Origin of the sequence: Solibacillus sp. FSL W8-0474 (assembly GCF_038004065.1) — a bacterium.
Taxonomy (GTDB): Bacteria; Bacillota; Bacilli; order Bacillales_A; family Planococcaceae; genus Solibacillus; species Solibacillus faecavium.
Window position 1 is genome coordinate 3009011 of the sequence record NZ_JBBOQJ010000001.1, and the last position, 20711, is coordinate 3029721.

The 20711-nt window shown below is 37.3% G+C and carries 21 protein-coding genes and 1 riboswitch; of the genes, 8 read left to right on the forward strand and 13 right to left on the reverse strand.

Annotated features, from left to right (window positions below):
• The first annotated feature begins 230 nt into the window (after positions 1 to 230).
• Positions 231 to 1685, forward strand: coding sequence for an IS1182 family transposase (locus NYE67_RS15315; RefSeq protein ID WP_340729205.1), 1455 nt, complete (start codon positions 231 to 233; stop codon positions 1683 to 1685).
• A gap of 171 nt (positions 1686 to 1856) precedes the next feature.
• Here the strand turns inward: NYE67_RS15315 and NYE67_RS15320 are convergent, their stop codons facing one another.
• The 10 genes from NYE67_RS15320 to NYE67_RS15365 all read right to left on the reverse strand — a co-directional run bounded on the left by NYE67_RS15320 (position 1857) and on the right by NYE67_RS15365 (position 12237).
• Positions 1857 to 2663, reverse strand: a complete 807-nt coding sequence (locus tag NYE67_RS15320; RefSeq protein ID WP_340730386.1) for a MetQ/NlpA family ABC transporter substrate-binding protein — start codon at positions 2661 to 2663, stop codon at positions 1857 to 1859.
• A gap of 160 nt (positions 2664 to 2823) precedes the next feature.
• Positions 2824 to 3492 carry a methionine ABC transporter permease gene (locus NYE67_RS15325; protein WP_191699829.1) on the reverse strand — a complete coding sequence of 223 codons (669 nt, stop codon included), beginning with the start codon at positions 3490 to 3492 and terminating at the stop codon, positions 2824 to 2826.
• Positions 3485 to 4513 carry a methionine ABC transporter ATP-binding protein gene (locus NYE67_RS15330; protein WP_191699828.1) on the reverse strand — a complete coding sequence of 343 codons (1029 nt, stop codon included), beginning with the start codon at positions 4511 to 4513 and terminating at the stop codon, positions 3485 to 3487. The genes NYE67_RS15325 and NYE67_RS15330 overlap by 8 nt, the downstream gene beginning before the upstream one ends.
• 157 nt (positions 4514 to 4670) lie before the next feature.
• Positions 4671 to 4774: riboswitch (SAM riboswitch) on the reverse strand.
• A gap of 61 nt (positions 4775 to 4835) precedes the next feature.
• Positions 4836 to 5138, reverse strand: a complete 303-nt coding sequence (locus NYE67_RS15335) for a thioredoxin family protein (protein WP_191699827.1) — start codon at positions 5136 to 5138, stop codon at positions 4836 to 4838.
• A 7-nt stretch (positions 5139 to 5145) separates the two neighbouring features.
• The gene (locus NYE67_RS15340; protein ID WP_340730387.1) at positions 5146 to 5472 is read right to left on the reverse strand and encodes a toprim domain-containing protein; all 327 of its coding nucleotides are present in this window, start codon (positions 5470 to 5472) and stop codon (positions 5146 to 5148) included.
• 92 nt (positions 5473 to 5564) lie between these two features.
• Positions 5565 to 5945: a glycine cleavage system protein GcvH gene (gene gcvH, locus NYE67_RS15345; protein WP_191699825.1), complete on the reverse strand. Its 381-nt coding sequence runs from the start codon at positions 5943 to 5945 to the stop codon at positions 5565 to 5567.
• Positions 5946 to 6025: 80 nt separating this feature from the next.
• Positions 6026 to 6382 (reverse strand): arsenate reductase family protein, encoded by a 357-nt coding sequence (locus tag NYE67_RS15350; RefSeq protein ID WP_191699824.1) that lies wholly within the window; start codon positions 6380 to 6382, stop codon positions 6026 to 6028.
• Between the two features lie 285 nt (positions 6383 to 6667).
• Entirely contained in the window at positions 6668 to 8449 is a 1782-nt protein-coding gene (locus tag NYE67_RS15355; RefSeq protein WP_340730388.1) for an acyl-CoA dehydrogenase family protein, read from the reverse strand.
• A 30-nt stretch (positions 8450 to 8479) separates the two neighbouring features.
• Positions 8480 to 9652 carry an acetyl-CoA C-acetyltransferase gene (locus tag NYE67_RS15360; RefSeq protein ID WP_191699822.1) on the reverse strand — a complete coding sequence of 391 codons (1173 nt, stop codon included), beginning with the start codon at positions 9650 to 9652 and terminating at the stop codon, positions 8480 to 8482.
• A 200-nt stretch (positions 9653 to 9852) separates the two neighbouring features.
• Entirely contained in the window at positions 9853 to 12237 is a 2385-nt protein-coding gene (locus NYE67_RS15365) for a 3-hydroxyacyl-CoA dehydrogenase/enoyl-CoA hydratase family protein (protein WP_340730389.1), read from the reverse strand.
• 242 nt (positions 12238 to 12479) lie between these two features.
• On the opposite strand from NYE67_RS15365, the gene NYE67_RS15370 reads away from it, so the two are divergent.
• The 3 genes from NYE67_RS15370 to NYE67_RS15380 all read left to right on the forward strand — a co-directional run bounded on the left by NYE67_RS15370 (position 12480) and on the right by NYE67_RS15380 (position 14838).
• Positions 12480 to 12797 (forward strand): thioredoxin family protein, encoded by a 318-nt coding sequence (locus NYE67_RS15370; protein WP_339213626.1) that lies wholly within the window; start codon positions 12480 to 12482, stop codon positions 12795 to 12797.
• Between the two features lie 221 nt (positions 12798 to 13018).
• Positions 13019 to 14224 (forward strand): MFS transporter, encoded by a 1206-nt coding sequence (locus NYE67_RS15375; protein ID WP_340730390.1) that lies wholly within the window; start codon positions 13019 to 13021, stop codon positions 14222 to 14224.
• A gap of 2 nt (positions 14225 to 14226) precedes the next feature.
• The gene (locus NYE67_RS15380) at positions 14227 to 14838 is read left to right on the forward strand and encodes an NAD(P)-dependent oxidoreductase (RefSeq protein WP_340730391.1); all 612 of its coding nucleotides are present in this window, start codon (positions 14227 to 14229) and stop codon (positions 14836 to 14838) included.
• 48 nt (positions 14839 to 14886) lie between these two features.
• On the opposite strand, the gene NYE67_RS15385 is transcribed toward NYE67_RS15380, so the two are convergent.
• Genes NYE67_RS15385 through NYE67_RS15395 form a run of 3 tightly spaced genes read right to left on the reverse strand, consistent with a single transcriptional unit; the run spans position 14887 to position 16303 of the window.
• Entirely contained in the window at positions 14887 to 15810 is a 924-nt protein-coding gene (locus NYE67_RS15385) for a hypothetical protein (RefSeq protein ID WP_340730392.1), read from the reverse strand.
• Positions 15776 to 15916 carry an RNA polymerase sigma factor gene (locus tag NYE67_RS15390; RefSeq protein WP_340730919.1) on the reverse strand — a complete coding sequence of 47 codons (141 nt, stop codon included), beginning with the start codon at positions 15914 to 15916 and terminating at the stop codon, positions 15776 to 15778. The genes NYE67_RS15385 and NYE67_RS15390 overlap by 35 nt, the downstream gene beginning before the upstream one ends.
• Entirely contained in the window at positions 15917 to 16303 is a 387-nt protein-coding gene (locus NYE67_RS15395) for a sigma-70 family RNA polymerase sigma factor (protein WP_340730393.1), read from the reverse strand.
• Positions 16304 to 16435: 132 nt separating this feature from the next.
• Here NYE67_RS15395 and NYE67_RS15400 point away from each other — a divergent pair, with 132 nt between their 5' ends.
• The 4 genes from NYE67_RS15400 (at position 16436) to NYE67_RS15415 (ending at position 20685) form a co-directional block, all read left to right on the forward strand.
• Entirely contained in the window at positions 16436 to 16963 is a 528-nt protein-coding gene (locus tag NYE67_RS15400; RefSeq protein WP_340730394.1) for a C39 family peptidase, read from the forward strand.
• Positions 16964 to 17048: 85 nt separating this feature from the next.
• Entirely contained in the window at positions 17049 to 18128 is a 1080-nt protein-coding gene (locus NYE67_RS15405) for an endospore germination permease (protein ID WP_340730395.1), read from the forward strand.
• The gene (locus tag NYE67_RS15410; protein ID WP_340730396.1) at positions 18125 to 19555 is read left to right on the forward strand and encodes a spore germination protein; all 1431 of its coding nucleotides are present in this window, start codon (positions 18125 to 18127) and stop codon (positions 19553 to 19555) included. Before NYE67_RS15405 ends, NYE67_RS15410 begins: the two co-directional genes overlap by 4 nt.
• Entirely contained in the window at positions 19552 to 20685 is a 1134-nt protein-coding gene (locus tag NYE67_RS15415) for a Ger(x)C family spore germination protein (protein ID WP_340730397.1), read from the forward strand. Before NYE67_RS15410 ends, NYE67_RS15415 begins: the two co-directional genes overlap by 4 nt.
• Positions 20686 to 20711 lie beyond the last annotated feature (26 nt).

Genomic DNA, 20711 nt, shown 5'->3' on the forward strand with positions numbered 1-20711 from the left:
TTTCTTCGATGCCGTTGATTTCCATTCCGGCGGACGCGTTTCGCGGGCACGGCTCCAGCCTTCTCCCTCGCTCCGCTCAGTCCGGGTGCTTCCGCTCGTGCTGTTCCCGCAGAAGTCGCCGCCTCCATTCCAATCAACTGGTACTACTCTCGTCACTAAAAGGGTTTTCCCCTCGTATAATCTCCCAAATTTCCTGTATAATTGAAGGACTAATAAAAGGTGGTGCGACCATGATTTCTAAACAAGAAACATTGAATTTAAGTCCTTATATGGCGTTGTACGATTTAATCATTCCAAAAGACAATATGCTTCGACAAATCAATGAACTCGTGGATTTTTCATTTATCGTAGAAGAACTTCAGTCAAAATACTGTTTAGATAATGGCCGTAACGCAATTCCACCGATTCGCATGTTTAAATATTTACTCTTAAAAGCGATTCACGACCTGTCGGATGCCGACCTTGTCGAGCGTTCGAAATACGACATGTCCTTTAAATATTTTTTAGACATGACCCCAGAAGAAGATGTCATTGATTCAAGTTCGCTGACAAAATTCCGTCGACTTCGTCTTCAAGATATGAATCTATTAGATTTACTGATTCAGAAAACCGTTGAAATTGCCTTAGAAAAAGGACTTCTACTCAGTAAAATGGTTATCGTTGACGCAACTCATACAAAAGCTCGTTATAATCAAAAATCGCCAAAAGAATTTTTACAAGAAAAGTCGAAAAATGTGAGAAAAGCCGTGTATCAACTCGACGAAAACATGGTTGGAAAATTCCCTGAGAAGCCTACGTCAAATGAGGTCACAGAAGAATTAGATTACTGTCGTCAAGTAGTTGAAGTAGTGGAAACGCAGTCAAAGATTGCACAAATCCCGGCGGTGAAAGAAAAATTAAATGTTTTAAAAGAAGTGATTGATGATTATGAAGCCCATCTAAGCTATTCAAATGATCCGGATGCACGCCTTGGTCATAAATCAGCAGATACGTCTTTCTTTGGTTATAAAACACATATTGCGATGAGCGATGAACGAATTATTACAGCAGCGGTTGTGACGACAGGTGAAAAAAGCGATGGTCATTATCTTCAAGAATTAGTCGAGAAAAGTCGAGAAACAGGTATGGAAATTGAAACGGTTATTGGAGATACAGCTTATTCAGGAAAAGATAATTTAGCGTATATGAAATCAGAAAAACTTCAGTTAGTTTCGAAGCTACATCCCCTCATTACTAATGGGCGTGGACAACGAAAATTTGAATTTGATTTCAATAAAGATGCAGGGATGTTTGTTTGTCCAGCAGGGCACATGGCATTGAACAGAAGACGGACAGGTAAGAAAAGCACGAATCAAAGTTTAACGTTTTATTTCGATATTAAGAAATGTAAAGTTTGTCCGATGCGAGAGGGCTGTTATACTGAAGGTGCAAAAAGTAAAACATATAGTGTCACAATTCAATCGACTACCCATCAAGAACAAGCAGCGTTCCAAGAAACAGAGGAATTTAAAGCACTCGCTAAAAATCGGTATAAAATTGAAGCAAAAAATAATGAATTAAAGAATCCCCACGGCTTTAAAACAGCAAAATCGACGGGGTTATTTGGCATGGAAATTCAAGGAGCCACAACCATCTTTGTGGTCAATCTGAAACGAATACTGAAGCTAATGAGCGAAAAGGAATAAAAAGAGACGAAGAAAAGAGGCATTTTTCATTCAAAATCGAATGAAAAATGCCTCTTTTGTGTTGAAAAACGAAACCGTCCTAAAAAAACGAAGGTTTTTCAGTGCCCTGGTTGAGAATCCTCTCAGCTAATCTCTTTGCAATGACTGCCCAATTAAGCAACTCTAGGTGTTTTATTCACCTGAAACAGGTACTACAGAGCCTCCCCATTCTTCAAGGATAAAGTCTTGAATTTCTTTTGAACGTAACGCTTCTACTAATGCTTTAATTTCTTTAGAATCCTCTTCACCAGAATTCACAGCAATAATGTTTACATATGGTGATTCACTTGACTCGATTGCGATTGAATCTTCCAATGGGTTAATTCCATTATCAATTGCGAAGTTCGAGTTAATTAACACTGCATCGCCTTCTTCATTTTCATACATTTGCACTAATAGTTCTGCTGCAGTGTTTGCATCAAATACAAAGTTTTTCGGATTATCTACAATGTCTTTTGTTTCTGCTTTTGTTTTATCAATACCATCTGCTAATGTAATTAAACCTTGTGCTTCAAGCAATGAAAGCATACGTCCGTGGTCTGCTACAGAGTTTGACAGTAAAATTGTCGCCCCTTCAGGAAGCTCTTCTAAAGATTTATATTTTTTAGAGTAAACACCGATTGGCTCGATGTGAATACCGCCTGCATTTGCAAAGTCATAATCGAAATCTGCTTTTTGAGCTTCGAAATACGGGATATGTTGGAAGTAGTTAGCGTCGATATCACCGTTTTCTAAATCTTGGTTTGGAAGGACATAATCTGTGTATGTAGCAATCTCTAGCTCAATGCCTTGCTCCTCTAAAATTGGTTTTACTTTTTCTAAGATTACCGCGTGCGGCGTATTTGACGCGCCTACTTTTAATGTATCTTCATCTCCACCACATGCTGCTAATGCTAATACTGAAGCTCCTAAAATAATGCCTGATAATAATTTTTTCATCTGTTTTACCCCTATTCTCTATTTGTAATTTTTAGCCATTATTAACCGAACAATTTGTATATTCTGTAAATTAAATGTATAAACGCGCACTCTTTCAAGATTGCGTTTATTATTGCTCAAAAAACTTTGGCTTATATAATTATGACCTGTAAGTCACGAACTATCGTTTGTCCACTTTTACTGTAATAAAGTCACCAATATATTGAATGATAAATACTACAACTAAAATTAAAACTGTCGCCATAAGCGTGACATCAGTTCGGTTACGTTGGAATCCATCAAGGAACGCTAAATTCCCTAGGCCGCCTGCACCGATAATACCAGCCATTGCTGTATAGCCTACTAATGCTACTGCTGTTACTGTTATACCGGAAATTAATGCAGGTAAGCTTTCCGGAATTAACACTTTCCAAATAATAGTTGATGTTTTAGCTCCCATTGAACGGGCTGCTTCGATAACACCTTTATCAATTTCTCTTAGTGCGATTAATACCATGCGTGCATAAAATGGTGCCGCACCGATAATAAGTGCTGGTAATGCTGCATTGGCACCACGAATCGTTCCAAGTAAAAACTTTGTAAACGGTATTAATAAAATAATTAATACGATAAATGGAATCGAACGGAAAATATTTACGAGCGACCCAGTCAAAAAGTGAACGACTTTATTTGCCCACAATTGGTTGTCACTTGTTAAAAACAATACAATTCCTATTAGAATTCCGAGGATGAATGTAATGACCGTCGCTACAGCTGTCATATAAACAGTTTCATATGTTGCGTCGAGCATTTTACCCCAGTCAACGTTCGGAAATAATTGATTAAGCATGCTCAATCACCTCCGTTTGAATTTCCTGCATTGTTAAGAAGTTTAATGCCTTCTCTACTTCGTGTTGCTCACCATCGATATGAATAAATAGCGTACCGAATGAACCGGCTGTTGTATTGGATATTTTCCCGTGAACGATATTAACGACTATGTCAAATTGCTTAATCATCTGCGATATTACCGGCTGTTCTGTCGTTGCCTCTGCAAATGTTAATTTGGCAATTTTTCCTGCTGGATAATTCGCTAAAATTTGCTCTAGTGACGCCTGCATTTCCTGTGTTTCCCCAGAAGCTTGCGAAACGAAATTTTTAGTAATCGGCGCTTGTGGGTGTTGGAAAACCTGTAGAACATCTCCCTGTTCCACTACTTTTCCTGCTTCCATAACAGCCACACGGTTACAGATTTTGCGAATAACATGCATTTCATGTGTAATCAGTACAATTGTTAAACCGATCTTTTTATTAATATCCAGTAATAGCTCTAAAATAGAATCTGTCGTCTCTGGATCAAGTGCTGAAGTGGCTTCATCACATAGGAGAACTTCCGGGTTGTTTGCTAATGCGCGGGCTATGCCGACACGTTGTTTTTGACCACCTGAAAGTTGAGATGGATAGGCTTTTCCTCTTCCTTTTAGGCCTACTAGTTCAATCAGCTCTTCGACTCGCTTGGCACGCTGAGATTTTGAAACACCTGCGATTTCAAGTGGAAATGCAATATTTTCTTCAACTGTGCGCGACCAAAGTAAATTAAAGTGCTGAAATATCATACTTATTTTTTGGCGTGCTTCTCTTAGCTTTGCCCCTGATGCTTTAGAAATATCCTGACCACCTACAATAACTGAACCTGTTGAAGGTTTTTCCAAACCATTTAATAGTCGGATCATTGTACTTTTACCAGCACCACTGTAGCCGATAATACCGTATATTTCTCCTTTTTCAATCGATAAGCTAACATTGTCTACCGCTGTAAGCTCACCGTTTTTTGTGTTATATACTTTCGTGATATTTTGTATATCAATCATGCGTTGTACCCCTTCTCTTGAAATAACCTACCTGTAATTTCAATATAATATTTTTGGTGTTTTTTTCGCATCTTCGAAAATAAAATTACACCAAAAAAACCTTCCTACTCACGACAAGTAGAAAGGTTTCACATAAAAATTTATACGGTAAACCGTTCTCTCATCTTTCAAAGTTTAAACTTTGTGTGAATTGGCACCTTTGCATAAAATGCTGGTTGCCGGGCTTCATAGGGCACTTCCCTCCACCTCTCTTTATAAGAGCAACGTTATTAAGTTTTATTATTATGTCTGTTACTTTATCATGCTAAAGAGAAGACGTCAATTATTTTTTTAATATTTCATACAAAAATGGTACGGATTTAAATGCATATAACTTTTTTGACACTTTTCCATTGTCAGAAACAATTAAACAAGGTACGCTTTCGATTTTTAAATCGTTGGCCAAGCCCTCAATATAATTGATATTTGCCATACCTAGTGGTAAATCTGGTAGTAATTTCTCAACTACTTTCAGCATTCTTTCGGAAAGTTCACAAGTACCGCACATTGGGGTGTACAGAAAAAATGCGGTTTGATCATGTTGTTGTATATTTTGTTCCCACTGCTCTCTTGACCATTGTTCCATATTTAAGTCATCCTTCTTTTATTAAAAATTTTGCTTGTATTAATAAGTTCCGTAAAATTTGTTTGGGAGTTTTTTCTACCTCTACATATTCTCGAGGTATGATTAGCTGAGTTACTTCAGGAAATGCCCGGTTCATTAGTTTTCTTAACTTTTCACCATTTTTGTCTGCATCAAACATTGTCACAATTTCATAATGCTCATAGTCTTCTAGTAATTCGATTAAATTGACTTCACTTATTGTTCCATTAGTACAAATTATCGTGACTTCTTCAGCCAATAAAGGAATTAACCTCATTTTATCGGCCCGTCCTTCAACTACAATGCATTTTCCCATAGAGATACGCTTCCTTTCATCAATTACGGCTATCTATACAATAGCAAAAAAACACCAAAACCTTTAACTAATAGGCTTTGGTGTTGAAACATTTATTGTTCAATTAATGCAGTATAAGCATCTGCATCCATTAATTCTTTAACTTCTTCGTCGTTCGTTACTTCAACCGTAATCATCCAAGCAGTACCGTAAGGAGATTCATTTACGTATTCTGGGTTGTCTAAAAGTTCTTCGTTAATCGCAACAACTTTACCTGAGATTGGAGCATAAAGTTCCGAAACAGTTTTAACAGATTCTACACTACCGAATGGCTGATCCTTTGAAACTTCATCGCCTACTTCCGGTAACTCCACAAACACGATGTCCCCTAATTCAGCTTGTGCAAAATCTGTAATTCCGATTGTTGCTTTGCCGTCTTCAACTTTAACCCACTCATGCTCTTTTGAATAAAGTAACTCTTTAGGTGTGCTCATTAAAAAACCTCCAGTTATTATGTAGTACATTCAACTTCATTTTGCCATATTTCGTTCGGAAATACAACGTGATTACCGGTTTATTTCCACGATTCTGAGAAGTCAGACTCCTTAAAACCTAATGTTAATTTTTTGCCATCTGTCACAATTGGACGCTTGATTAACATACCATCTGAGGCTAATAGCTCTAATTGCTCATCATCAGACATCGAAGGCAATTTGTCTTTCAGTTCCAGTTCACGATATTTCATACCTGAAGTATTAAAGAACTTCTTTAAAGGCAACCCACTAGCTTCATAATACGCTTTAAGTTGCTCTTTAGAAGGCGTTTCTTCAACGATATTAATATTTTCATATTGAATACCGTTTTCATCTAGCCATTTCTGTGCTTTTTTACATGTTGTACATTTTGGATATTGGATAAATTTCACTGTCATAAAAGAACTCCTCTTTACCATTCATTTTCCCTTATTGTAACGGATATAGAAAAACAAATCAAAATTGGAATTGCATTGCGGGGGTTATATTCTTAATTAATTTAATATTAGAAGATTTATGATGATATTAGAACATTTCGAATACTTTTTAGAAGAATTCTTTCATTTATTCGAAGCTCTTAAAGACTTTTTAGAAGAAGTTCATCTCTTATTAGAACCCTTACGATTTATATTAAAATATGAAAAAATCGGATGCGGGCCCTGCATCCGATTTCATTCTATCTATTATACTACATATTTTTCAGCATCGATTAATTTCGCTGCTGCTTCACGTTTTTTCGGAATTAAGTTGTAAGGGTTGTTGCGCGTTAATTTACGTAATGCCGATAAGATCATACGTGCATCATCACCTTCAACTGAAGCGATTAATGTTTCTTTTGCTTCCTTTTCGATTTCTGCAAATGCTTCCTGGCAGAAAATTTGTGTGTAAAGAATTTTTTGTGCCGCTTTTTCTTCTCCGTCACGCTCAATTGCTTTTTGTGTACGGATTACTGCTGATTCCATTGCATATAATTGGTTCGCGATGTTAGCAATGTTCACAAGAATTTCTTGCTCTGCATCTAGTTTTGCACCGTAGCGTTGTGCTGCAGCACCAGCTGCAAGTACAGCGATTTTCTTCGCATTTTTCACTAAATATTTTTCTTGCTCTAATGCTTCAGTACCGATTTCTTCCGGCATAAGCATTAGTAGTTCATTTTGTAATTCCTGCGCTACTTGTAATAGTGGTAATTCACCTTTTAGCGCTTTTTTCATGAATGTGCCTGGCACGATCATACGGTTAATTTCATTTGTACCTTCGAAAATACGGTTAATACGAGAGTCACGATAAATGCGCTCTACTTCGTACTCAGCCATAAAGCCGTAGCCACCGTGTAATTGAACCGCTTCATCTGCTACGAAATCCAATGTTTCAGAACCGAACACTTTCGCAATCGAGCACTCAATTGCATATTCAGCGATCGCTCCAGCAATTGCTTTACCGTCTTTTTGTTCTTCGTCTGATAACTGGTTCAAACGATCTTCAAAGTAACCAACTGTACGATAATTTAAAGATTCTGATGCATAAATGTGAGAAGCCATTGATGCAATCTTTTCTTTTGTTAAGTTGAAATCTGATAATTTAGTTTTGAATTGTTGACGTTGGTTTGTATAAGCTACTGCTAATTCAAATGCACGTTTAGATGCACCTACAGTACCTACCCCTAATTTATAACGGCCAATATTTAAGATGTTGAATGCGATAATATGACCGCGTCCTACTTCACCTAGTAAGTTTTCTACCGGTACTTCTGCATCTTCTAAAATTAACGTACGAGTTGAAGAAGATTTAATCCCCATTTTCTTTTCTTCCGGACCAACAGAAACTCCAGGGTATGAACGCTCAACGATGAACGCTGTAAATTTATCGCCATCGATTTTAGCGTATACAACGAATACATCTGCAAAGCCTGCATTTGTAATCCATTGTTTTTCACCATTTAATACATAGTGTGTACCTGCTTCATTTAATTTGGCAGTTGTTTTTGCACCTAATGCGTCAGAACCTGAACCTGGCTCTGTTAATGCATATGCCGCAATTAACTCACCTGAAGCTAACTTCGGTAAATATTGAGTTTTTTGCTCATGGTTACCGAATAATACGATTGGTAATGAACCGATACCAACATGTGCACCGTGAGTAATTGAGAACCCGCCTGCTGGAGACATTTTTTCTGCGATTAATGCCGAAGAAATTTTGTCTAAGCCTAGGCCTTCGTATTCTTCTGGTACGTCAGCTGCAAGTAAACCTAGTTCACCCGCTGTTTTTAATAAACGTACTGAGTGGTCGAATTCGTGATGCTCTAAGTTTTCAACAACTGGTAATACTTCGTTTGTTACATATTCAGAAGTTGTTTGAGCAATCATTTTTTGCTCGTCTGTGAAATCTTCTGGCGTAATTACTCGATTAATATCCACGTCTTCGATTAAGAAGCCGCCACCTTTAATAATGTTTGTTGTTTGTACCATAATAAATTCCTCCCTAGTTTCCTTTGTGAATTACAATACTTCAAATACCCCTGCTGCACCCATACCGCCGCCAATACACATCGTTACAACACCATATTTTCCGCCGCGACGTTTTAGTTCGTTAATCAGTTTTACTGTTAGGATTGCACCTGTTGCTCCAAGCGGATGACCTAATGCAATGGCACCACCGTTAACATTCACTTTATCAATATCGATACCTAATTCACGTACTACTTGAATTGATTGCGATGCGAAAGCTTCGTTAATTTCCCACAGATCTACTTGATCTTGAGTTATTCCTGCAATTTCCAATGCTTTTGGTACTGCTACGATTGGTCCGATACCCATTACTTCAGGTGGAACTCCGCCAACAGCGAAACCTAAAAACTTAGCAAGTGGCTTCATTCCTTGTTTTTCTGCTTCTTCACGATCCATTACTAATACTGCTGCTGCACCGTCAGAAGTTTGGGAAGCATTCCCCGCTGTTACAGAACCTTTTACATTGAAAGCCGGACGTAGTTTTGCAAGCGTTTCAACTGAAGTACCTGGACGAACCCCTTCATCTGTATCAAAAATTATTGTCTTTTCTTTTAGTTGATTGTTTTCATCGACATAGTACTCTGTAACTTCTACCGGTACGATTTCATCTTTGAATTTACCTTCTTTAATTGCTTTTTCAGCTAACTCATGTGAGCGTACAGCAAAAGCATCCTGGTCTTCGCGAGTTACATTGTAGCGATTTGCCACTTCCTCAGCTGTATGCCCCATCCCGATATAATATTGCGGTGCATCTTCAGCTAACTTAGGATTTAAGCGCACAGTATTGCCTGTCATCGGAATCATACTCATTGATTCCGTACCGCCTGCAACGATTGCCTTTGAATGACCAAGCATAATACGCTCAGCTGCATACGCAATTGTTTGTAATCCTGATGAACAGAAGCGATTTACTGTTAATGCTGGTGTTGTATCTGGAAGACCTGCCAATGCTCCTACTAAGCGGGCAACGTTCATTCCTTGCTCTGCTTCAGGCATTGCACATCCCATAATTAAATCGTCTATTGGACCTTCATAGCCCGCACGTTTTAACGTTTCTTTTACTACTACTGCACCAAAGTCATCGGGTCTAGTATTTGCCAAAGTTCCTTTTTTCGCACGACCAATCGGTGTTCGTGCTCCTGCAACGATAACGGCTTCACGCATAATGATGTTTCCCCCTTGTGATTAGCTAGCAAGTAAACTCGTAATCTGCCTGCCAGCGACATATTCTCAACATACCGTTGATTTCATTTCGGCGAACACTTCCGGAAGCGTAGTATGATACAGCTGTCTCATACAAACGTTTATCCCAGAGGTGTCCTTGCCTATATTCCAAATCAAAGTGATTTTTAATAGTCCAAATATTAGTTACGTAACGGCTTTCCTTTTACTAGCATGTGTTGCATACGCATTTGTGATTTTTGGTCTGCTACTAGTTCTAGGAACGCTTGTTTTTCCAAGTTTAATAAATACTCTTCTGACACTTCAGTTCCGTATGGTACTTTGCCGCCTGCTATGACATATGCCAACTTTTTAGCGATTTTCAGATCGTGTTCTGTAATGTAGCCAGAATCGAACATTCCTTGTGCACCTAATAGTAACGTTGCATAACCTGGCGCACCGACTACTTTTACTTTTCTTTTCACAGGAGGTGTATAGCCCGCTTCAGCTAATGCTAGTGCTGCTTGTTTCGCATCATAGATTAAATGATCCGGGTTAACAGAAATTCCATCTGCGAAGTTTAGGAAATTGTTTTCACGCGCTTCTTCCCCAGATGTCGAAACTTTTGCCATTGCAATTGTTTCAAATACTTTATTAGCAATATGCTGGTAGTCTACTTCTACACCTTGAGGTAAGCCCTTAATGAATTTTTCATAAAGGCCTAAGTTACCACCGCCGCCTGGGATCAACCCAACACCGACTTCTACAAGACCCATATATGTTTCTGCAGATGCTTGAATGTGTGCAGCTGGTAAACATACTTCTGCACCACCGCCTAATGCCATTTGGAATGGTGCCGCAACAACTGGTTTTGTTGAGTATTTAATACGGCGCATTGCCTGCTGGAATGATTTAATAACAAAATCAAGTTCAAAAATATTATCGTCTTGTGCTTCCATTAAAATCATTGCAAGGTTTGCTCCTACACAGAAGTTTTTACCTTGGTTACCGATAACAAGACCTTTAAAGTTCTTCTCAACTTCATCAACCGAAAAGTTAATCATCTGTACAATGTCCAAGCCAATTGCGTTTGATTTTGAGTGGAATTCCAGTAATGCAATTCCATCGCCTAAATCTATTAAACTTGCACCTGAATTTGATTTAATAACGCCATGCTTTTTCTTGTAGCGTTTTAAATCAATTGCCTTTTCATTTACTGGTACTTTTACATACTCCGTACCGTTGTAGTATGCTAAATCGCCATCGATTTCTGTATAGAATGTAGAGAAGCCTTTATCGAGTAATCCGCTCACGAACTCTGGAATTTCACGACCTTCTTCTTTCATTTTTGCTACAGATTTTTCAACTCCGATTGCATCCCACATTTCAAATGGACCTTGTGCCCAGCCGAAGCCCCACTTCATCGCATTATCGATTGCTACGATATCATCTGCAATCTCGCCCATTAACTGTGCTGAGTAAAGTAATGTTGGTGCAAATGAATTCCACAATAATTCCCCTACGCGGTCTTTCGCATAAATTAATACTTTTAATTTGCCGCCTGGTCCTTTTGCCTGCTTTGCCATTTCAAGAGATGGTGCAACAAGCTTTTTATTTGGCTCATATTCAAATGTAGATAAATTTAATTGTAAAATTTCTTTTCCTTCTTTTTTGAAGAAGCCTTGGCCGGATTTTGCGCCTAACCAACCATTTGAAACCATTTTCTTTAAAATTGGTGACTCTTCAAATACTGCTTGCTCAGCACCTGTCGTTTGGTCATATACATTTTTTGCAACATGTGCAAATGTATCAAGACCTACTACATCCAATGTACGGAATGTCGCAGATTTCGGACGTCCGATTATAGGACCAGTCACTGAATCTACTTCTCCTACTGAATAATTGCGCGCTACCATTTCATTCATCGTAACGATTAGACCGTATGTACCGATACGGTTGGCAATGAAGTTTGGTGTGTCTTTTGCAATTACAACACCTTTACCTAATACATCCTCACCGAACGATTTCATGAAGTTTACAACTTCCGGCTTTGTAGTATTTGCCGGAATAACCTCCAATAATTTCAAATAACGTGGCGGGTTAAAGAAATGTGTCCCAAGGAAGTGTTCTTGGAAATCTTCTGAGCGCCCTTCTGCCATTGTGTTAATGCTTACCCCTGATGTATTTGATGAAATGATTGTCCCCGGCTTACGCACAGCGTCAATCTTTTCAAATAATCCTTTTTTAATATCTAATTTTTCTACGATAACTTCGATAATCCAGTCCACATCTTTCAGTTTCTCTAAATCATCTTCAAAGTTCCCCGGTGTAATTAATGCTAGATTTTTTTTCGCTGAAAGTGGTGCTGGTTTTTGCTTTAGTAATTTTTGCATCGCTGAATTAGCAAAACGATTTTTTACAGCTTTTGAATCAAGTGTTAAACCTTTTGCCTCTTCATCTTTTGTAAGTTCACGTGGTGCGATGTCCAATAATAAAGTAGGAATCCCGATATTTGCTAAATGAGCTGCAATACCTGACCCCATCACCCCTGAACCTAAAACCGCTACTTTTTGAATTTTGTAAGACACGAGCACTTCCCCCTTCTCCCTTGAATGAACAGTCATTCATTTTGAAATGAAAAAAAAACTTCAAACAGCTTTTCTGTTCTTAGTGTAGATTATTTTGATAATTTACGCAATAATTTTCTCACAATTTTAAATAAAATTATTATTCTTATATTTTTATTGAGAGTAAGAACGTATCTTAAGTTAAATTACTTTTCGTAATCTACTTGTTTCGTGTACAATGTGCTATAAGGAGCGTGATTAATATGCAAGAAATTACAACAATTGAACAATTTACAGAACTAACAAGTAAAGAAAAACCGGTAATCATTAAATTCTTTGCCGGCTGGTGCCCGGATTGCACACGTATGGATATGTTCATCAATCCTATTATTGCAGAATATAATCAATATGATTGGTATTCAATTAACCGTGACAACTTCCCGGACTTAGCAGAGAAATATCAAGTAATGGGGATCCCATCACTACTAATCTTCAAAGATGGTGAAAAGTTAGCTCACTTGCATAGTGCTAATGCTAAATCACCGGCACAAGTTGAAGAGTTTTTAAACGCACAAGCTTAGTAGTTCTTTTAAGATGAATCCAAAAGTTTACATGCTTTTGGTTCATCTTATTTTTAAGTAAATACCTAGTCAGAATGTAGTTTTCCGATTACAATTGAGTACGTGAAAATTTTCTTATTCAACGTGAGTTGGTAGAAAATATGCCTCGGCGGATTTCACGTATTTTTTTATGGATTTTTTTAATTCGCCGGGCACAATTTAATAGTAAGAAAGGAATTTTTATGACTTCAGATCAAAGAAAAAAATTGGCGTTACTTATGCTTAACATGTTTATTGCTGTTGGGAGCTTTGGAATTATTATTCCGATTATCCCCTCTTATTTGAAAGAACTTGGGCAAGGCGGAACGGCTGCAGGACTAATTATTGCCATTTTTGCATTTGCACAATTTTTAGTATCGCCAATTGGAGGAAAATGGGCAGATAAATATGGTCGTCGCCCGCTTATTAATATCGGACTACTAACATTAGCAATCTCGATGTTTCTTTTTTACTTCGCCGATTCTATTTGGCTCCTTTATTTATCACGCGCAATTGGTGGAATTGGGTGTGCATTTTTAATTCCGGCAATTTATGCTTATGTTGCAGATATTACAACGATGGATCAGCGTGCAAAGGGAAATAGCTTTATCTCTGCTTCGATGTCTCTTGGTATAGTTATTGGTCCTGGTATCGGAGGGTTTTTGGCGGATTTCGGTTTAAAAACACCACTTCTAGTATCCGCAATCGTCGGTCTTTTAGCATTTGTAGTATCATACTTTACGCTTAAAGAAAGCTTGGAAGAGGTTGTAGAAACTGCAACTCCTCAGCTTATCGATAACAATCAATCGATGATTAAAGATATAATTTTATCCGTAAAAAAACCTTTCTTCATTCCATTAGTTATTACACTTATTATGAGCTTCGGCTTAATGTCATACGAAACCGTTCTTGGTCTGTATGTGGATGATAAATTTGGTGCAACCCCACAAGAGATTGCCTTTATGATTACTTCAACTGGATTAATCGGTGTTATTATGCAACTATTCGTTGTTGATCGACTTGTAAAATCAATTGGGGAAGTAAATGTACTGAAGTTATTTTTAATTGTTACAGCTTCTGGGTTTTTCCTTTCTATTATTGCAGGAAGCTACACAATGTTCTTTGCAATTTCGTTATTGATTTTCCTGGCGACATCTATTTTGCGTCCTGTTTTAACGACATTAATTTCAAAAATGGCGGGTAATGAGCAAGGATTTGCGATGGGTATGAATAATGCTTATATGAGTATTGGAAATATTATGGGTCCTCTTCTTGCAGGTGCATTATATGATATAGATATTTTATATCCATTTATTGCAGGATTGATTATTTTAATTTTAACGATTATTTTTACATTTATGTGGAAAGGCGTTAAGATTCAAAGAACAGCATTAAAAGGAGGACATTAATCATGAAAATTATAGTATTTGGTGCTACTGGTGGCGTTGGGCAGCATTTTGTTGAAATGGCTGTTGCAGCCGGACATAGTGTTACAGCTTTTGTCCGTACACCCGAAAAATTAAAAACAGCTGGTGTCAACATTATCCAAGGGGATGCATTTAACGCTCAGCAAGTGGCCGATGCGATTGTTGGTCATGAAGCAGTTATTTCATGCTTAGGCTCAAGCACAGGCATGAAAAAATCAAATGAGCTTGAAACAATGGGTAAAAACATAGCAGACGGAATGGAAAAAGCAGGCGTGAAGCGTTTAGTTTACTGTGCTTCAGCAGGTGTAGATGGTGAGATCCCTGGTATAATGGGAAAAATGATGATGAAAATGTTGGCCAATCCATTGGCAGATCACCGCGCTGCATTAAACTATTACAAATCAAAAGGCGTTGTCTATACAATTGCTCGTCCAATGGGATTAAAAGATGACCCATTGAAAACAGATTATAAAGAAGCGTTTGATACAGTTCCAAAAGGCTCGAGCACGATTCCAAGAGCAAGCGTTGCGCATTTTATGGTAAAAGCGCTGGATGATGCGAAGTATGAAAATACTTCAGTTGGTTTATGTAGCTAGACTTAAACAGACAAAAACTACCCCAAAGTTTGAGGTAGTTTTTGTTTTTTATTTGGAATCAATTAATTTGATTTTCTCGGCTAATTGATAGAAATGGTCTGTTAATGCTTTAGGAATTTTAAATGTTGTCCATGTATTATTGATTACATCATTTTTTATTACAAAGCCTTCTTTATTTCCCTCCTTTAACCAAAGCTCCAGTCTTCCTTTCTCACCATTTTTATATTCAATATTGATCATATATTCCGATCTCTCTAAATCAATGAACTCTTCATACACTGTTGCTTGACTGAATAATTCAGTAATCTCACCTAAATCTTCTTCTAAAATATAGGCATATGTCCCAATACCACCAATCTTATAAATACCCAACGATTGAATCTCATCGTCTAGTAGAACATCACTGAGTTGAGGCTTATTCTCAAATGCATAAGGTATGATATATTCGTTACCCTTTTCATCTACTAAAATACGTGGAGCGGTACGGGTTAATGTCCAGCTAAAGCTATCATCACCGGTAATGAAATATTGATTGTCTTTTGTTTCGATCTGAATGTTTGTATACGTTTCCTCGATTAATTCCCCCGAATAGGGTTTTTCATCTTCTGATTTCGGCTTTTCTAAATAGATGCGTGTATCACTCTTATAATGAAGTGTTCCATTATTAAACACAAACATGATTCTGCTCTCTTTACGATTCTGAATAAACATATCTTTTAAATGCTCAGGCTTTGCTAAATATACATCCTCTTCTTCTGTGTCCACCGCTAATTGTTCGTCTGACTGTGGAATAATATAGAGTATTGTTCCAACAGCTAAAAAAAGTAGGAATATGAAGGCAGGTTGTAAGAAGGGCATTCTCTTTTTACTCCGTTTCTTGCCATCCAGCACCTTTTGAACAAATGCTTCATTCATCAGCGGTTCATTCCCGATTGTTTCATCTATTGCTCGTTTCACTTGAGAATTCGGCATCCCATTCACCACCTTCTAATTTGTTTCTTAGCTTTTCACGTCCGCGCTTTAGTCTTGTTTTTACGGTATTATCTGAAATTGATAGGAGCTCTGCAATTTCATTAATCTACAACTCTTTGTAGTAAAACAAAATAATAATTTCACGGTATTTTACTGGCAAATCGAGCACTGCATCCCCTAATAGGCGATTATCGTTTTGCTCGAACACTTGTTGCTCAGTGGAATTGGTTACTTGGAAAATTTCCTGGATTTTATTCGTTAAAATCGTATTTTTATAGCTCCAACTGCGCAGATAATCATAGCTGCGATTAATTGTCATACGATATAGATACGTCCGATAACTCGCATCTCCGCGAAATTTGTCGTGCTGCTCATATGCTTTTAACAGCACATCTTGCACAATATCTTCTGCCATTTCTTTATTTTTGACATATGTATAGGAAAGCCGAAGTAATTCCTCGCCATGTGTTCTGACAAATTGCTCTAGCTGCATATAATCGACCCCCTTTTTTCAATTTGTTAACCGTTAGACGGAACAGTACTATTTTTAGTTTCAAATCATTAAGGATTATTTTTTATGAAATTGGGTATATGATAACTTTATAACAAAATGGAGGTATTTAGTATGCGAGTATTATTAAACGTAAATGGCAGGTCACAATATAGTTCGGATATCCGACCTGAATATCAAAACTCAGCATGCGGCCCGACGACTGCACACGTTATTTTAAATTACTTATGCGAAGATGAGACGATCCGCACAAAAGATGTAAATGAATTTTATAAATTATTAGGTGGAACAAAAATTGGACTTTTTAAATGGCGGATGATTAGAAACTTACGTCGACTACTCGGAGATGATTGGTGTGTTGAAGGATGTACTTTAACCCAGGCAATTGAACAATTACGCTTAGGTAATCCGGTTGCGATGAAGTTTGATGTATATTTTACCGGGCAGTTCCTCAAAAATTATAAACCTCTTTACAAGTATCATTGGGTACCGTTAATTGGCTATGAAATTAAAGATGAAGAACTTTATTTAACGATTCATGATAACGGCGGACGAAATCGCGAGAGTCAAATAAGAACATTTAAATATGATGATAACCGGAAAGTATTAAGCTTTGTCAAAATCGAGCCAAAAGAGTATTAGCAACTAGCTAATGCTCTTTTATTTTGCAAGAATAAAAAATACATTAATTGGTTATTACTGTATAAAAAATGCGAGGAACATATAAATGAAATCAATTAGTCTTTTACATATTATATTTTTGACAATGACCTTTATCGGATTAAAAAACCACGTTACAATCATCCCTTCTTTAATCAATGGGGCGGGAAGAGATGCATGGATATCCGTTCTTGTAGCGATACTATTAATTATTCCTTGGTTACTGCTTCCTTTTTTCACATTAAAGAAAATAAAGGATGAATCAGTTCGTCAATATTTATTAAAAAGGTATCCACGGTTTGGCAAAGCACTCATTTATGTCACCGTTTTTTATTTGATTTTAATGGCTGCCCTTACGATGCATGAAACGTTACAGTGGGTATCTACAACTTTTTTAATTAACACACCCTTTTTATTACTTTTTTTCTTCTTTACATTTGTTTGCTTTTTACTTGCCACATCGTCCATTTTAACAATAACAATGGTCAATGTTATTGTGCTATTCGTGGTAGTAGTTCTCGGCTTTTTTGTTGCCTTTGTAAACATTCAAGTTAAAGACTATTCCTTGTTAAGACCTTTCCTTGAACACGGGTTCTCGCCTGTTTTTAAATCTATGTTATACCCTGCTTCAGGCTTTGTAGAAATCTATTTACTGCTCTTCATTCAGCATCATTTTAAAACAAAATTAAAATACAGCCACTTAATACTGATTCTATTTTTACTTTTAGGTTTAACTATGGGGCCATTGATTGGGGCCATTGCGGAATTCGGACCAGTTGAAGCGGCGAAACAGCGCTATCCGGCATATGAAGAATGGCGTATTGCTTCAATTGGAAGCTTCATTAACCATGTTGATTTTTTTTCTATTTACCAATGGCTGACTGGAGCCTTTGTCCGAATTGGCTTTATATTGTTCATAGCAATTGAGCTATTAGGATTTACAGGTCAAAAGAAAAAAATATGGGAGTATATTGTGCCGGTCTTTGTCTTTTTATCACTGCCGCTTTTTTTGCTCGATGACAGTATATTTAGTAAATGGAAGGGGCAATATTTTTTAATAAGCACCACAATTTTCTTTTTCATGCTTTCAATTATTATTTTCATATTAGTAAATCGAAAAACAAAGCGAAAGGTGGGTAATCCTTGATTGAACAAGCTACCTTAAAAAAGCAATTCGACAATTGTGCTGATATTCGCTTTCAGACATTAGACTTTCCAGCAAGTAATGTAATGCTCATAACTTGTGAGGCAATGACAGACAATCATTTATTCAATGAAGTAGTCGTACCGAGATTAAAAGTTGCATGCCATCAAAAGGATCAATTTGATGAAGAAAGTTTAATGCAGAAGCTGCATCTCCCACAGCTACAGAAGATTGACGATTTACAAGAAGCCGTTACGAATGTATTTAGCGGATTTATCCTTATCTATATTGAAAGTTTAAAGATTTTGTTATGTAGTAATATTGAAAACAAGCCGAATCGAAGCCCAGAAGAGACTAATTTAGAAGTACTTATAAAGGGACCTCGTGATAATTTTATTGAAGATTTAGGTGTAAATATTGCGCTTATTCGTAAGCGACTGCCAACGAACTCCTTATCCGTGGAGAAAATGACAATCGGAACGCGCTCTAAAACAAAGGTAGCAATCTTATATTTTAACGACATTGCAGATTTATCCATATTAAAAAAAATTAAACAGCAGCTTTCAGCAATTCAAACAGATGTCATTTTAAGTGGGGAATTATTGCTTGAACGTTTTAATAAGATTTCATATCTTGTTCCACTGAATGATACGACAGGTCGACCAGACTTTGCAATGCAATCTCTTACTACTGGTCGCTATATTATTTTGGTAGACGGCGTTGCATATGCAATTATCACACCGATCGATATTTTAGTATTACTCAAGTCCGGTGAGGATAATGATTATCCGCCTATCTACAGCTCATTGGAAAGGTTATTACGACTAGGGAGCATTTTAATCGCACTCTTGCTTCCTGCATTTTGGCTTGCGTTAACAACCTTTCATCAAGAGCAGCTCCCCATTCAATTGCTCGCGACGGTTGTACAAGCAAACACTGGCTCTCCGCTGCCTTCAGCTTTGGAAATGCTGGGAATGCTATTTATGTTCGAATTATTTCGAGAAGCCGGATTGCGTCTACCAAGTATTTTAGGGGGCACAATTAGTGTTGTTGGAGGATTAATTATAGGGGATGCAGCCATTCGGGCAGGAATTACGAGCCCTGCTATGATTGTTGTCATTGCGATTTCAACGATTGCCACTTTTACCCTCGTCAATCAATCCTTCGTTACTACGATCAGTATGTTGCGTGTTGTGTTTATAATTATTACATCAATATTTGGGCTGTTCGGATTTTTCCTATCGATCTATATATGCCTTGTTTATATAGCAAATATTCGTGTTTTTGGTGTACCGTATTTAAATGTTGCTGCTAATTTAAGCTGGAATAATTTAAAAATGTCATTCTTCCGTCCACCGCCAACTTCGAATAATAAGCGCCCGGATCTATTGAATGTTAAAGATAAAACAAAGGAAAATAATACAAAATGAAAAAGTTTCTCTTATTTCCTTTGTTGCTGTTACTTTCAGGATGCTGGGATACGAACCAAGCTGAACGCATGTACTATATTCACGGGCTAGGAATTGATTATAAAGATGAACAGTATGAAATTTATGCACAAATCGTTGCCTTTACCAATATAGCCAAAAGTGAACAGCCAAATCCAGATGCTACACAGGCTGAAGTCGGGGTTGCTACAGGGCGGACATTTGATGAAGCATTTTTTAATTTATATCAAACGATGGATGAGCGGGTTTTTTTAGGGCATTTAAAGTATGTTATTTTCTCTGAAAATATTGCAAAGGAGAACAAAGTTGAACCTATCATAAATTCATTTATTCGTTATCGCGAATTGAGGTATACGACTTGGGCTTATATGACGAATTCGCCTCTAGACGAAGTTCTGCTCATCACACCTATTATTAATAAATCCATTACCCTTTCCAAACTATCAGATCCGCTTAGCTCCTATAGCCAATCATCACGAATACGACCAATTCAATTTCGTGAGCTCATGATTCAATTGAATGAGCCTAGTTATGAAGCAAAAATCCCTTTGGTCGATATTAGTGAAAACTGGTCAAAGGAAGATGGACCAGATCCTGTTTACACTTTTAAAGGGATTAGTATTCTCCATAGGGATTCTGGTTTTAAGGGGAACCTATTAGGAGATGATTTAAACGGTGTGCAGTGGCTGATTGACCAGACAAAGCGCTCAGATGTTACGATTAAAATGGAGGAATCTGAAGAACGATATACAACGTCAACCGTTGACGAGGTGCACACAGAAATTATCCCTGTAGTAACCGAAAAGAAGGTGCAATTTGATATCAATGTTAAATTGGTCGTTCAAACAAATGAAATACTGAATCAGCAAAAAATGGATGTACTGAAAAAAGAGATTGCTCGACAGGTAAAGAAAGAAATTGAACAAACATACGAAGCTTCATTAGAATTCGACGCGGATATATATCGGTTGTCGGAAGTATTGTATCGTAAAAATGTGAAGGCTTGGAAGGAATACGAGAAAGATGGAAAAATTCCTCTTGATGAATCAACAATCCGTAATTTGGATGTAGAGCTTGTAAAAGTTAAAGGTGAACGTATTACTTCAGATTAAAAGAAAGAGCTGTGCTGAACGTCAAA